The organism is Pseudomonas sp. S8 (assembly GCF_050473925.1).
Lineage (GTDB): Bacteria > Pseudomonadota > Gammaproteobacteria > Pseudomonadales > Pseudomonadaceae > Aquipseudomonas > Aquipseudomonas parakoreensis.
This window is the reverse complement of record NZ_JBFDVZ010000016.1, coordinates 2,936,489-2,950,063: the sequence shown is the minus strand read 5'-3', so window position 1 is coordinate 2,950,063 and position 13,575 is coordinate 2,936,489. Positions and strand designations below refer to the sequence as shown.

The following is a 13,575-nucleotide window of genomic DNA, read 5'->3' as shown; positions in this document are numbered from 1 at the left end:
AGCGTCAGGCTACATCGATGCTGGATGCGCCGGCCTCATCGCTGGCAAGCCAGCTCCCACAGTCGACTGCGTTCAGCCAGCGGGAACGCGGTCAACTGTGGGAGCGAGCTTGCTCGCGAAGGCAATGTGTCAGGCGAAGAGTATCTTCACCCGAAACATCAAGCGCCGTGGCACTTCTTGAATTTCTTGCCGTTGCCGCAAGGGCAAGGGTCGTTGCGGCCGACGTCTTTCAGGGCGTTGCGCACCGGTTCCTGGTGGGCGTGGCCGCAGTTCGGGCCGTGGACATGGCCATGGTCGTGATCGTGATGATGGTCATGATCGTGGTTGCAGTCAGGGCCATGGACATGAGGTTGCTGAGTCATCGGTTGTGCTCCGGAATTAAATCGGCGGGGATTATTACGCCATTGCGCTCCAGGTGCACGTAGTGGGCGATGAATAAACCGGTTTCCATCTCGCCTTGCAGTCGGTAAGGCACCTGCTGGTGCGGACTTTTCAGCATTTTCACCACCTCCTTGACCCGTGGCCACAGGTTGGTGCGGATCGGTATCCGATAGAACGCGCTGCTTTTGGGCCCCACGGTGATCCAGTGTTCATGCTCGCCTTCGGCCAACAACAGGTCTGCCAGATGAATGCGATATTCCATGCCGCGCACCGTCAGGTCGCTGTCGTTGGGGTTGTCGATGCGAAAGTGCAGGATGAATTTCTGTTCGAGCAGCTTGGCCCGCACCACCTCGACTTTTACCAGGTGCACGGCGGGGTCGACGCTGTCGTCGCTGAACCATGAGGCGCAACCGCCGAGGTTCAGGATCAGCATCAATAACAAGCCATGCAGTGTGCGACAGTGACCGAGCATCGAAAAAACTCCCTTTGTGCCCCAGTCTAGTCGGCACTTCCCTTTATGCGCCGAAATACCCCGCACAGCACTTCTTGAACTTCTGCCCGCTGGCACATGGACACGCGTCATTGCGCCCCAGCTTCAACTGCACGGTCGGGTCGATGAAGTACCAGCGCCCGGCGTTCTGCACGAATGAAGAGCGCTCGCGGTGGCTGTGTTCGCCCTGGCTGTCGTGCCAGCGCGCGGTGAAGGTGACGAAGGCGTGCTCGGGTTGGCCGCCGAACACTTCCGAGCTTTCGACCTCAAGGCCGAGCCAGGTGCTTTGCGCGCTCCAGGCACTGATCGACTGGCGATCCAGGCCGGCCTGCTGGGCGGGCAGGGTGGTGGCCACCAGATAATCGATCAGCCCCAAAACGTAGGCGCTGTAGCGCGACCGCATCAGCGCTTCGGCGCACGGCGCCGGGTGGCCTTCGTGGTAGGGACCGCAGCAGGCCAGCAGCAGGTTGCCGCTGCCGCATGGGCAAATGGCTGTACTCATTGCATTACCACCAGTATTTGCCGAAGTTTTCCGGATTGGCCCAGAACCGCGAGTTGAGCCAGTCGGGGACTTGCTTGTAGTCAAGCAGATCGTAAGTGAACAGGGTCAGTACCTGCTCGTCACGCTGAAAGCGCTCACTGGCTTGCAGCGCCAGCGAGTAGAAATCGGTTTCCTGCCAGCCGCTGGCTGGCAGATCTGCCAGCACCGCAATGCGACTGGCGTTGAGGTTGCGAATCCCGCCCAGCAGGTTCAGGCCGTCACGCTTGGGCAAGTGCTCCAGGCAATCGACCACCAGCGCCAGGTCGAAGCGCCGTGCCGCGAGTTCGGCGGGCAACGCACCGGGTTCGGCGTGGGCCACGCAGCAATCCGGGTGCGCCTGTTTAAAAGCGGCGAGCGCCGGAAATTCGCTGGCGCCGATCAGCAGCAAACGCGCCGGGGCATAGCGATCCAGTAAAGCAGCCAGCGCCTGTTGCGGCGTGCGCGAAGAAATGGCGACGTTCATCGAAGCTCCTCAATCAGATCGCCAAGACTAGCGCGCCAGACGGATCCGGCCTAGACCCCGATTTGTCGCGCGTGGCAAAAGTGCCGAATCCCTGTGAACACGGTCCCAAATGCCAGTGGCCTATTGCTGGCGGAGATTAAAACTCCGGTCTTTACTCCGTGAATCGGTTCTAAGCCGATCCCTCAGGAGAAAACCAGATGAGCATAGTTCGGACAGCATTACCTTTGATTCTGCTAACCAGTGTGTTGACTGGTTGCGCAGGTTTGCAGAAAACCGATTGGCCGACCTGTGCGGCGGTCGGCGGTGTGGTCGGGGCCGGTCTCGGTGCGACGGAAAGTTCGGCGTGGGCCGGCTACGGCGCACTGTTGGTCGGCGGTACGGCAGCGGCCTATTGCTGGGTGCACGGTGATGGCGACGAAGATGGCGATGGTGTGCCGGACAGCCGCGACAAGTGCCCGCACACGCCTAAAGGCGTGCAGGTCGATGCTGACGGCTGCCCTCCACCAGCCCCGGCGCCCGTGGTAGAAGAGGCGGTTGTGGTCAAGGAAGAAACCATCGTCATCCGCGATGTGCACTTCCAGTTCGACAAAGCCACCCTGACCGGCTCCGATAAACAGGTGCTGGACAAAGTTGCCACGCGCCTGAAACAAGAGTCGTCCACGGCGCAACTGACCGTGACCGGTCACACCGACAGCGTGGGCAGCGATGCCTACAACAAGAAACTGTCGGATCGTCGTGCGCACTCGGTGGTGGAATACCTGATCCAGCAAGGTGTGCCGCGTGCCAGCTTCGTTTCGGTGTCGGGCATGGGTGAAAGCCAGCCAGTGGCGGATAACAAAACCGCTGACGGTCGCGCACAGAACCGTCGTACCGAAATCAAAATCGTCCGCTAGCCCCTCACGCATCCGCGGCTTGTGCAGTCGCGGATGCGCGTCTTTACTCCTGTGTAACCGGTATGGGCCGGTGACACAGGAGCTTTCACAATGACTGTTTTCTCAAGGTCCGTCTTGCCGGTGCTGCTGCTGGGCAGCTTGCTCACCGGTTGCGCCACTCACAGCGACGGCGACGCCCCCCTCAATCAACGTACGTGGCCGATTTGCAGCCTGATCGGCGGGCTGGTCGGTGGCGGTCTTGGCGCCATTGAAAGTGGCGGCTGGGCCGGTGGCGGTGCCGCGCTGGGGATCCTTACCGGCGGGCTGATCTGTTATGCCCAGGATGGCGATGAAGATGGCGATGGCGTGTTCGATCGCCGCGACCGTTGTCCGGACACTCCGGCCAATACCCCGGTCGATCATCGTGGTTGTCCGCTGCCGCAATACCCGGTCACGGAAAAAGCGCCCGAGCCTGCACCGCAATCGGAAGTCATCACCCTCAGCGATGCCGGCAATGTGTTGTTCGACTTCGACAAGTCGGACCTGACCCCGGCCGCGAAAGCCCAGCTCGATACGCTGATGGACAAGTTGCGCAATGCTGACGTGGTCAGCATCAAAGTCATCGGCCATACCGACAGCAAGGGTTCAGACGCCTATAACCAGGCGTTGTCGGAGCGGCGTGCCAGCAGTGTGGCGGCGTATCTGCTGAGCCAGGGCCTGGAACCGGCCAAACTGACCAGCGAAGGGCGCGGCGAGAGCGAGCCGGTGGCCGATAACGCGACGGACGAAGGGCGGGCGAAAAACCGTCGGGTAGAGTTGCATATCAATCGCTAGGACTTGTCTGTAGTCCGCAGGCTAGAGCTGCCGGGCGACGATCATCGTCGAACCGGCAGCGATCCGACGACTGACAAAAGTTTTTTCTTTTGCCCCTCTGGCTTATCCCCCGCGTAAGCCGTTACTGTGCGCCCAAAGAATAATTCCGAGACGGGGGAGCGTATGAAGGTTTTCTGGGGGCTGGGGCGTTTGCTGACCCTGCTGTTCTGGTGCGTGGTGGTGGTCAATCTGCTGCTGCCGTTTGTGCATCCGCTGCATCTGCTGGTCAATCTGGCCGGCGGCTTGTTGCTGGCGCTGCATGGGCTGGAGTTGCTGTTCTCTCGCCTCAAGGGGCGTCCCAACCCATGGCGCGATCGTCTGCGCATCCTGCTGTTCGGCGTTTTTCACCTGCAAACCATCCCGGCCCCGGCCGCTCCGGAGGCTTCTTCCCATGCGTAAACTTTGCCTGCTCGCCGCATTCATCAGTCCCCTGGCCTGCGCCCAGGTGGTCAGTGTCGAAACCAATTCCCTGATGCGTTTGCCCAACACGGCCAGCACCCTGCAGCTGGAGCGGCTGGACGTCGCGGACTACGGCACCTTGCTGATTCCTGCCAACGTGACCGAACTGACCGTCGGCGAATTGCGTCTGGGCCATGAAGCGCGCATTGCGATCGTCCCGAGTGAACAGGCACTGGACATGAAAGTCATCCGTGCCGAACTGTCCGAAGGCAGCCTGATCACCGCACGCGGCGCGCCGGGCACCTATGAAAAAGCCGCCCGTGCCGGGCGTAATCTGAATTTGCAGTTCAAGGCACTGAGCGCGCCAAAACTGTTTGTCGATGCTCGCGGCGGTACCGGCGCGCCGGGTTTTGTTGGCCTCGATGGCGGCAACGGTGAAGATCCGGGCTGCACCTGGGGCGCGGCCGGTCACGGTTTTGATGGCAGCAACGGTAGCGATGGCCAGCCGGGAGCGCCGGGAGCGCTGGTGCGCCTGGAAGTGCCGCGCGAGTTTCCGGCTGAACTGATCAAGGTCAATGTCGCGGGCGGCGCCGGCGGCCCGGCGGGTATTGGCGGCAAGGCCGGCCAGGGTGGCAAGTCCAAGGGCTGCCTGGTGTATCGCGCCGATGGCGGCAAGAACGGCAAGCCCGGAGCGGATGGTCAGCCTGGACCGACGGGTGCGGCGGGGGCGGTGACTGTGCAACGCCTCTAAATACAGCGCTATTCACTATTGTGGTGAGGGGATGAATCCCCTCACCACAACAGAGTTCACAGCGCCAAAAATGGGGTGGTCAGAACATCGGCCGCGCCGCCGCAATCGCCACCAGCACCAACCCGACAATCAAATTGATCCCCACCACCCGGCGAATCCGCCCCAGCACCGCCGCACCCACCGGCCATTCCTTGGCTTCAACGGCTTTGCGCAACTCTGGCAGCATCAAACCCTGAATCCGGATAAACAGCGCCGTCATCACCACATACAGTCCGATCATCACCTGCACGTATTTCGGCGCGGTCTCGAAGCCGACCTGCTGCAAGTGCAACATGCCCACGCCGCTGATCGGCAACAGAATCACCGCGACCCAGACCCAGCGGAAAAAACCTTGAAACACTTCTACCCACAGGGTCAGGCGGGCGGGGCCGTCGAGCGCCTTCACCGCCGCCGGGCGCAGGACCATCCAGGCGAAAAACATGCCGCCGACCCAGACCAGGGCGGACAGGACATGCAGCGGATAAACGAGGCTAAAAGGTGTCATTGGGGTACTCCGTTCTGCGCGGGACTGATTAGCGGGGTATGATAGCGGCCGATCCGAACTACTGAAAATTTATCCAGCGTTTTTACGCCCGACATTCAATGATCAGCACTGAACTCAAAACCACGATCCAGGGCGCCTATTCGCGTTTTCTTGAAGCCAAGAGCCTCAAACCGCGTTACGGCCAGCGCCTGATGATCGCCGAAGTCGCCAAAGTCCTCGGGGATATCGACACCGACGACGAAGGCCGGCGCAGTGGCGACCCCGCGATTGTCGCGGTGGAAGCCGGCACCGGTACCGGCAAGACCGTGGCCTACAGCCTGGCGGCAATCCCCACGGCGAAGCTGGCCGGCAAGCGTTTGGTGATCGCCACCGCGACCGTGGCCCTGCAAGAGCAGATCGTCTACAAGGACTTGCCCGACCTGATGCGCAACAGCGGGCTGAACTTCAGCTTTGCGCTGGCCAAGGGCCGTGGCCGCTACATGTGCCTGTCCAAGCTCGACATGTTGTTGCAGGAAGGCCACGCGCAAACCGCCACCGCGCAGCTGTTCGAAGAAGAAGGCTTCAAGATCGAGGTCGATGAGGCCAGTCAGAAGCTGTTCACCAGCATGATCGAGAAACTCGCCGGCAATAAATGGGACGGCGACCGTGACAGCTGGCCCAACGCTCTCGAAGATGCCGACTGGGCGCGGCTGACCACCGATCACAGCCAGTGCACCAATCGCCATTGCCCGAATTTCGGCCAGTGCGCCTTTTACAAGGCGCGCGAAGGCATGGGCAAGGTCGATGTGATCGTCACCAACCACGACATGGTGCTGGCTGACCTGGCCCTCGGCGGCGGTGCGGTACTGCCGGATCCGCGTGACACCATTTACGTGTTCGACGAAGGCCATCACCTGCCGGACAAGGCCATCGGCCACTTCGCCCACTACACGCGTCTGCGTTCCACTGCCGACTGGCTGGAAACCACCGCGAAGAACCTCACCAAATTGTTGGCCCAGCATCCGTTGCCGGGGGATCTCGGCAAGCTGATCGAGCAAGTGCCCGAGCTGGCGCGGGAGATCAAGACCCAGCAGCAGTTCATGTTCACCGCGTGCGAGCAGGTTGCCGATTTCAAGCCCGGCGAAGACGTCGAAGGTCGCGAGCGGCCACGCCATCGTTTCGTCGGCGGGGTGATTCCCGAGCACATGCGCGAGATGGGCATCGAGCTGAAAAAGGGTTATTCGCGGCTCAACGATCTGTTCACCCGCCTGACCGACCTGCTCAAGGAAGGCATGGACGGCGAGGTCAATATCGGCATCGCCAGCAATCAGGCCGAAGAGTGGTATCCGCTGTTCGGCAGCCTGTTGTCCCGTGCCTCGGGCAACTGGGAACTGTGGACCGCGTTCACCGCCGAAGACCCGGAAGACAGCCCGCCGATGGCCCGCTGGCTGACGCTGGCCGAAAGCGGCTCGCTGTTCGACATCGAGGTCAATGCCAGCCCGATTCTCGCCGCAGAAACCTTGCGCCGCAGCCTGTGGAACGTCGCCTACGGCTGCCTCGTAACGTCGGCAACGCTGACCGCGCTGGGCACCTTTGACCGCTTTCGCATGCGCGCCGGGCTGCCGAAGAAAGCCGTCACCGCTGTGGTGCCGAGCCCGTTTCATCATGCCGACGCCGGCGTGTTGCGCGTGCCGGACCTCAAGGCTGATCCGCGTGATGCAGCGGCCCACACGGCGGCGATCATCCGCGATCTGCCGGAACTGGTGGAAGGCTCGCGCGGCAGTCTGGTGCTGTTCTCTTCGCGCAAACAGATGCAGGACGTGTTCGACGGCCTCGACCGCGACTGGCGCAAACAAGTGTTCATTCAAGGCAACCTGTCGAAACAGGAAACCCTGAACAAGCACAAGGCGCGGGTCGATGGCGGCGATTCCAGCGTGCTGTTCGGCCTCGCCAGTTTCGCCGAAGGGGTGGACTTGCCGGGCGCCTATTGCGAACACGTGGTGATCGCCAAGATCCCGTTCTCGGTGCCGGACGATCCGGTCGAGGCGGCGCTGTCGGAGTGGATCGAGGCCCGGGGCGGCAATCCGTTCATGGAAATCTCGGTGCCCGACGCCTCCTTGAAACTGGTTCAGGCCTGCGGCCGCCTGCTGCGCACCGAAGAAGACCGCGGCACCATCACCTTGCTCGATCGGCGCCTGGTCACCCAGCGCTATGGCAAGGCGATCCTCAATGCGTTACCGCCATTCCGTCGTGAAATATCCTGAGACAACGGTGGGCAGTTTTGCCCGCCGCGCTGTCTATCTCTCTGCCATGCTTTTCCATTGGCCTTTTGGTCGTTAGGGAGAACTCCGTTCTTATGATTCGCCGCTCGTTGCCTGCCGTTTTTGCCTTGATCTTTGCCGCTCCGTTACTGGCGGCGCCTGCCGGTCAGCAGACCCTGTTCAACTTCGTCCGTCCTGCCGATGTGGTGAAAGTCGTCACCGAAAACACTGACCTGCCACAAGCCAACGCCGAGCAAACCCCGGAAGGTGAAGTGCTGCGCCGGGTGACGTTCAACCCGGTGGCTCGCCCGACCCTGCGCCTGACCCCACAAACCGGCGCCTGGGACTGGTCGCAGTCGGGCATGATGAGCCTGCGTCTGCAGAGCGCAATGAACTGGGCCGTGACGGTCTACGTGCAAATCCAGAGCAACAACGGCCAGACCCTGACCAGCCGCGTTGACCTGCCGGCCGGCCCTGCGCAAACCCTGCTGGTGCCGCTGGTGGCAACTTCGCCGCTGAGCCAGGGCATGAAGGCCGGGCCGCCGATGCCGATGACCGTCGATGGCCAGCGCATTTTGCTGGCCAGCAGCAGCGGCGAACTGGATCGCAGCCAGGTGGTGTCGGTCAGCCTGTGGATGGATCAGCCGAAAGCCGCGCAAAGCCTGCTGCTCGAACGTTTCGGTGTGCAGGACGGCGATGCCGTGACCCGGGCCGTCTACGGCAATCTGGTGGACGCCTACGGGCAGTCGACCCGCAGCAAATGGCCGGAAAAAATCAGCAACGACGAACAACTGAAATCTGCCGCCGCCAAGGAACAGCAACAGCTGAAAACCTGGCTGGCCGAGCGCGAAAAATCTTCGCTGGACAAGTTCGGTGGCTGGAACAAAGGCCCGGCGTTCAAGGCCAGCGGCTTTTTCCGTACTGAAAAACGTGATGGTCGCTGGTATCTCGTCACGCCGGAAGGACATCCGTTCTATTCGCTGGGGGTCAACACCGTCAGCCCGCAGGTCAACCAGACCTACGTGGCCGGGCGTGAGTGGATGTTCGAATCCCTGCCCAAGCCTGACGAACCACTTGCCAGTCATTTCGGCGAAGGCGACAACCGTGGCGGCAACGGTGCCGATCAGGGCCGAGGCTATGGCAACGGGCGCTGGTACGATTTTTACGGCGCCAACCTGCAACGCCTGTATGGCGAACCTTGCGCAGCACAGGCGCATGCCGAACCGCCAGCCGCGCCCTGCAAGGCCACTGTCGATCAGCAGAAGTGGGCCACCCACACCCTCGACCGCCTGCAGGCCTGGGGCTTCAACACGGTCGGCAACTGGAGTGCCGACTCGCTCGCCGACGCCGAGCGGGTGCCGTACACCTTGCCGCTGTCGATCGTCGGCGACTACACCAGCATCAGCACCGGCAGCGACTGGTGGGGCGGCATGCCTGATCCGTTCGACCCGCGTTTCGCCATGGCCACCGAGCGTGCCGTGGCCATCGCCGCCCGCGATCATCGTGATGATCCGTGGCTGATCGGTTACTACGCCGACAACGAATTGGCCTGGGCCGGTCCGGGCGATGATCCGCAGTCGCGCTATGCCTTGGCCTATGGCACGTTGAAAATGACCACCGACGTGCCGGCCAAACGCGCGTTTCTCAAGCAGCTGCGCGACAAGTACCGCAACCAGGCGGGCCTGTCGAAAGCCTGGGGCATTGATTTGCCGGCGTGGGAGTTGATGGAAGACCCGGGTTTCGTGCCACCGATGCCGAATCCGGAGCACCCGGAAATCGAAAACGACTTCAAATACTTCCAGAAGGTGTTCGCCGACACCTACTTCAAAACCATCTCGGATTCGCTGAAATGGCACGCGCCGAACCAGTTGCTGCTCGGCGGCCGTTTCGCCACCAGCACCCCGGAAGCCGTGGCGTCCTGTGCACAGTATTGCGACGTGCTGAGTTTCAACCTGTATACGCTGAAACCGCAGGACGGCTATGACTTCGCCGCTCTGCGTGCCCTCGACAAACCGGTGCTGATTACCGAGTTCAACTTCGGCTCCAGTGATCGCGGCCCGTTCTGGGGTGGCGTGACGCAACTGGCGAAGGAAGAGGATCGCGGCCCGGCGTATGCCAACTTCCTCAAACAGGCGTTAAGCGAACCGTCGATTGTCGGCGTGCACTGGTTCCAGTATCTGGACCAACCGGTGACCGGGCGTCTGCTTGATGGCGAGAACGGGCACTTTGGTCTGGTGGGGATTACCGATCTGCCGTATCAGGGGTTCGTCGAAGCGGTGCGCAAGAGCAATCTGCAGGCGGTTGATCAGCTCGGCAAAGAGGCTGAGAAGGCCGCGGCCGCTGCCGGTCATGAAGCGGAGGGCGGGCGCAAGGGTGAAGCCGGCAAGGGCCCGGGGGCCGGGCATGCGGGTGGGCATTCGGGCAATGGTCACTGAGGTTTGATGCCTTGAAGATCGCAGCCTGCGGCAGCTCCTACAGGGAATGGAATTTTGTAGGAGCTGCCGCAGGCTGCGATCTTTTGATTTGAAATGACCACCCGGCCCGCAGCTGTTCCCAAATCCCTCAAGGGCTGGAACAATGCGGGCCACTTTGTAGAGCGTTTTCGCGGGGGAGTTGCGGGTGCAGATTCAGGGTCATTACGAGCTTCAATTCGAAGCGGTGCGCGAGGCATTCGCGGCACTGTTCGACGATCCCCAGGAGCGCGGCGCAGCCCTGTGCATCAAGGTCGGCGGCGAAACCGTCCTCGACCTCTGGTCCGGTACCGCCGACAAGGACGGCACCGAGGCCTGGCACAGCGATACCATCGCCAACCTGTTTTCCTGCACCAAGACGTTCACTGCGGTCACCGCGCTGCAATTGGTGGCCGAAGGCAAACTGCAACTGGATGCACCGGTTGCCCGCTACTGGCCGGAATTTGCCGCCGCCGGCAAAGAATCCGTCACCCTGCGCCAATTGCTCTGCCATCAGGCCGGTTTGCCGGCCCTGCGCGAGTTGCTGGCGCCCGCGGCCCTCTACGAATGGCAAACCATGGTCGACGCACTCGCAGCCGAAGCGCCGTGGTGGACGCCGGGCACCGGTCACGGCTATGCCGCCATCACTTATGGCTGGCTGGTCGGCGAGTTGCTGCGCCGTGCTGACGGTCGTGGGCCGGGCGAGTCGATCGTCGCTCGTGTCGCCAGGCCGCTGGGGCTGGATTTCCACGTCGGTCTGGCGGACGAAGAATTCTACCGCGTGGCGCACATCGCTCGCGGCAAGGGCAACGTCGGCGATGCCGCGGCCCAGCGCCTGTTGCAAGTGACCATGCGCGAACCGACCGCCATGACCACCCGTGCCTTCACCAATCCGCCGTCGGTGCTCACCAGCACCAACAAACCGGAATGGCGGCGCATGCAGCAGCCGGCCGCCAATGGTCATGGCAACGCGCGCAGCCTGGCCGGTTTCTACGCTGGCTTGCTCGATGGCAGCCTGCTCGAAAGCGAAATGCTCGAAGAACTGACCCGCGAACACAGTTACGGCGAAGACAAGACCCTGCTGACCCGTACCCGTTTCGGCCTGGGCTGCATGCTCGATCAGCCGGACATGGCAAACGCCACCTATGGCCTCGGCCCGCGGGCGTTTGGTCATCCGGGGGCGGGCGGTTCGGTGGGTTTTGCTGATCCCGAGCACGATGTCGCGTTCGGTTTTGTGACAAATACCCTTGGGCCGTACGTCTTGATGGATCCGCGCGCGCAGCAACTGGCGCGGGTACTTGCCACTTGTCTGTAAAGCGTTACATGAGGTTCCAGGGTTGGAACCAGATCCGGTTTTTTGATTCAAAGCGTCTGTTTATCCGGGCAAAAGAGCTCTGATCTTTCATTACTTCACTTTGTGGATTTTCAATGTCATCCAAAAAAACTCTCGCCCTGGCCCTGTGCGTTGCAATGACCGGTTGCGCACAGACTCCTAAAAACGATGCGGACGGCGGCAGCTGGTGGCCGTTCGGCTCTTCCGACAAAGTGGCGGCCAAAGAGCCGGCCCCAGCCCCGGCTTCTGTCGCAGCCCCGGCGCCGCTCAAACCTGCCGCGACCGCACCTGCGGCCAAGACTGAAAGCAGCAGCCACTGGTACTGGCCGTTCGGCAGCTCCGATGACGCGGCGGCCAAGGCCGACGTGAAACCCGAAGTCAAACCAGAAGCAAAACCGGCGGTAGTGGCCAAGGCCGATGCTGACACCGGCACAAAGTGGTGGTGGCCGTTCGGCGGCAAGGACCAGTCCACGGCCAAAGTGGTGCCGATGCCTGACCCGAAAGTCACTCAGGCCTGGCTGGATGACTACGAGCCACGCCTGCGTGCAGCGATCAAGGACAGCAATCTGCAACTCGAGCGTCGTGACAACGTGTTGGTGGTGATCGCGCCGGTTGAAGGCTCGTTCAACCCGAAACGTCCAGCGATGCTGTTGCCAGTTACCCTCAGCCCGTTCACCAATGTCGCGAAAATCCTCGAAGCTGACCCGAAAACCGCTGTCCTGGTGCTCGGTCACAGCGACAACACCGGCGCCGCGCCGGCCAACGTCAAGCTTAGCCAGGAACGCGCTCAGTCCGTGGCGGCGATTTTCCGCCTGAGCGGCTTGCAGCGTGATCGCCTGATGCTGCGCGGCATGGGTGGCGATGCCCCGCGTGCGGCCAACGACAGCGCCGAAGGCCGTGCCCTGAACCGTCGCGTCGAACTGCTGGTGACCCCGCAGAACACCATGGTGGCCCTGCTGAGCAAATACAACATGCCGGCGCCCGCACCGACCACGATGCTTGCCGCACAGGACGTCAAGCCTGCAGCCAAACCGGTTACCCCGGCGCCGGCCGCTTCGAAGGCCGCCGTACCTGCAACCAAAAAGGCTCCGGCGAAGAAAGCCGCTGCCAAGGCACCAGCGAAGAAGGCGGCGACCAAGGCTCCGGCGAAAACCCCAGCCAAGAAAACCGCTCCGGCCAAAGCCGCGACGACTGACAAGAAAGTTGCCGCCAGCGATACTTCCAAGCAGTGATCCGCTAACGAAAAGGAATGCGCCATGACCCAGGCTCTGGCAGATATGCGTCGTGATTACACCCGGGATGGTCTGACCGAGGCGCAAGCCCCGGCTGAACCCTTTGCGTTGTTCCACCAGTGGTTTGCCGATGCGGTGAAAACCGAACAGGCGCCGGTGGAGGCCAACGCCATGACCCTGGCCACGGTCGATGCGGACGGTCGCCCGCACTGCCGCATTCTGCTGCTCAAGGGCCTGGACGAGCAGGGCTTCACCTTTTTCACCAATTACGACAGCGCCAAGGGGCAGCATCTGGCGGCCAACCCGTTGGCTGCCATGACGTTCTTCTGGCCGACCCTGGAGCGCCAGGTGCGCATCGAAGGGCGTGTGGTGAAAGTCACGCCTGCTGAGTCCGATGCTTATTATCAGGTGCGTCCGCTGGGCAGTCGGCTCGGGGCCTGGGCTTCACCGCAGAGCCGGGTGATCAACGGGCGCGGCGAACTGGAAGAGCTGCTTAAGGCCACCGAGCAGCGTTTCAGCGATACGCAACCGCACTGTCCGGAACACTGGGGCGGTTATCGCCTGCTGCCTGAGCGCATCGAGTTCTGGCAGGGCCGTCCAAGTCGTCTGCACGATCGCCTGAACTACCGTCAGCAGGGTGCCGACTGGATTCTTGAACGTCTGGCGCCTTAAGCAGTCTACCGAGCGGGATAGCTTGCCGCAGCGGCCTCAAGCCACTTCGGCAGGTCCCGACGCTTGATCTTCTGCACGCGGGCATCGGCCAGTCGTTGCAGCATGAAGGCGCGTTTGTCTTCATCCTTGCCCGCCAGCGACAGGGCCAGATCACGATCCATCCAGCGTTTGATCCGCACGTACAGCCACCCATGGAAGTACAGACCGGCGACGGTGGTGACGAAAATGATCAGGTAATCCATGAAAATCCTTGGGTTGGCAGGGCGGATTGGGCGATTTGGCGCTACTGTTGGGTGGGTCTGCAGGTGCCTGTACCGGGCCTGAATAAAATCAA

General features: G+C 62.0%; 15 protein-coding genes. 9 read left to right on the top strand and 6 right to left on the bottom strand.

From position 1 onward, the window contains the following. Window positions 1-158: 158 nt before the first annotated feature. The 4 genes from AB1J88_RS14475 to AB1J88_RS14460 are packed head-to-tail and all read right to left on the bottom strand — an operon-like array spanning window position 159 to window position 1,875. A complete protein-coding gene (locus AB1J88_RS14475) occupies window positions 159-362 on the bottom strand; it encodes an SEC-C metal-binding domain-containing protein (RefSeq protein ID WP_003198420.1) in 204 nt (67 codons plus the stop codon). Continuing rightward, window positions 359-853, bottom strand: a complete 495-nt coding sequence (locus AB1J88_RS14470) for an LEA type 2 family protein (protein ID WP_430291326.1) — start codon at window positions 851-853, stop codon at window positions 359-361. Before AB1J88_RS14470 ends, AB1J88_RS14475 begins: the two co-directional genes overlap by 4 nt. A 43-nt stretch (window positions 854-896) precedes the next feature. After that, window positions 897-1,373 (bottom strand): YchJ family protein, encoded by a 477-nt coding sequence (locus AB1J88_RS14465; protein ID WP_041070623.1) that lies wholly within the window; start codon window positions 1,371-1,373, stop codon window positions 897-899. A 4-nt stretch (window positions 1,374-1,377) separates the two neighbouring features. Continuing rightward, window positions 1,378-1,875 (bottom strand): DUF6231 family protein, encoded by a 498-nt coding sequence (locus AB1J88_RS14460; RefSeq protein ID WP_041070621.1) that lies wholly within the window; start codon window positions 1,873-1,875, stop codon window positions 1,378-1,380. Window positions 1,876-2,072: 197 nt separating this feature from the next. On the opposite strand from AB1J88_RS14460, the gene AB1J88_RS14455 reads away from it, so the two are divergent. The 4 genes from AB1J88_RS14455 (at window position 2,073) to AB1J88_RS14440 (ending at window position 4,770) form a co-directional block, all read left to right on the top strand. Then, on the top strand, window positions 2,073-2,768 hold the full coding sequence (locus AB1J88_RS14455; protein WP_041070618.1) for an OmpA family protein: 696 nt from the start codon (window positions 2,073-2,075) through the stop codon (window positions 2,766-2,768). A 90-nt stretch (window positions 2,769-2,858) separates the two neighbouring features. Continuing rightward, window positions 2,859-3,581 (top strand): OmpA family protein, encoded by a 723-nt coding sequence (locus tag AB1J88_RS14450; RefSeq protein ID WP_041070617.1) that lies wholly within the window; start codon window positions 2,859-2,861, stop codon window positions 3,579-3,581. Between the two features lie 162 nt (window positions 3,582-3,743). Beyond that, window positions 3,744-4,019 (top strand): DUF1145 domain-containing protein, encoded by a 276-nt coding sequence (locus tag AB1J88_RS14445; RefSeq protein ID WP_430291325.1) that lies wholly within the window; start codon window positions 3,744-3,746, stop codon window positions 4,017-4,019. Beyond that, on the top strand, window positions 4,012-4,770 hold the full coding sequence (locus tag AB1J88_RS14440; RefSeq protein ID WP_430291324.1) for a collagen-like protein: 759 nt from the start codon (window positions 4,012-4,014) through the stop codon (window positions 4,768-4,770). Before AB1J88_RS14445 ends, AB1J88_RS14440 begins: the two co-directional genes overlap by 8 nt. Window positions 4,771-4,849: 79 nt before the next feature. Here the strand turns inward: AB1J88_RS14440 and AB1J88_RS14435 are convergent, their stop codons facing one another. Continuing rightward, window positions 4,850-5,314 (bottom strand): CopD family protein, encoded by a 465-nt coding sequence (locus AB1J88_RS14435; protein ID WP_041070611.1) that lies wholly within the window; start codon window positions 5,312-5,314, stop codon window positions 4,850-4,852. A gap of 98 nt (window positions 5,315-5,412) precedes the next feature. On the opposite strand from AB1J88_RS14435, the gene dinG reads away from it, so the two are divergent. The 5 genes from dinG (at window position 5,413) to pdxH (ending at window position 13,241) form a co-directional block, all read left to right on the top strand. Further along, window positions 5,413-7,557: an ATP-dependent DNA helicase DinG gene (gene dinG, locus AB1J88_RS14430; RefSeq protein WP_430291323.1), complete on the top strand. Its 2,145-nt coding sequence runs from the start codon at window positions 5,413-5,415 to the stop codon at window positions 7,555-7,557. A 92-nt stretch (window positions 7,558-7,649) separates the two neighbouring features. Then, window positions 7,650-9,989 carry a beta-galactosidase gene (locus AB1J88_RS14425; RefSeq protein ID WP_430291322.1) on the top strand — a complete coding sequence of 780 codons (2,340 nt, stop codon included), beginning with the start codon at window positions 7,650-7,652 and terminating at the stop codon, window positions 9,987-9,989. A 184-nt stretch (window positions 9,990-10,173) separates the two neighbouring features. Continuing rightward, the gene (locus AB1J88_RS14420; protein WP_430291321.1) at window positions 10,174-11,319 is read left to right on the top strand and encodes a serine hydrolase domain-containing protein; all 1,146 of its coding nucleotides are present in this window, start codon (window positions 10,174-10,176) and stop codon (window positions 11,317-11,319) included. 113 nt (window positions 11,320-11,432) lie between these two features. Continuing rightward, window positions 11,433-12,569, top strand: coding sequence for an OmpA family protein (locus tag AB1J88_RS14415; protein ID WP_430291320.1), 1,137 nt, complete (start codon window positions 11,433-11,435; stop codon window positions 12,567-12,569). 24 nt (window positions 12,570-12,593) lie between these two features. After that, window positions 12,594-13,241 carry a pyridoxamine 5'-phosphate oxidase gene (gene pdxH / locus AB1J88_RS14410; protein ID WP_041070601.1) on the top strand — a complete coding sequence of 216 codons (648 nt, stop codon included), beginning with the start codon at window positions 12,594-12,596 and terminating at the stop codon, window positions 13,239-13,241. A gap of 5 nt (window positions 13,242-13,246) precedes the next feature. On the opposite strand, the gene AB1J88_RS14405 is transcribed toward pdxH, so the two are convergent. Continuing rightward, window positions 13,247-13,483, bottom strand: coding sequence for a hypothetical protein (locus tag AB1J88_RS14405; protein WP_047292092.1), 237 nt, complete (start codon window positions 13,481-13,483; stop codon window positions 13,247-13,249). Window positions 13,484-13,575 lie beyond the last annotated feature (92 nt).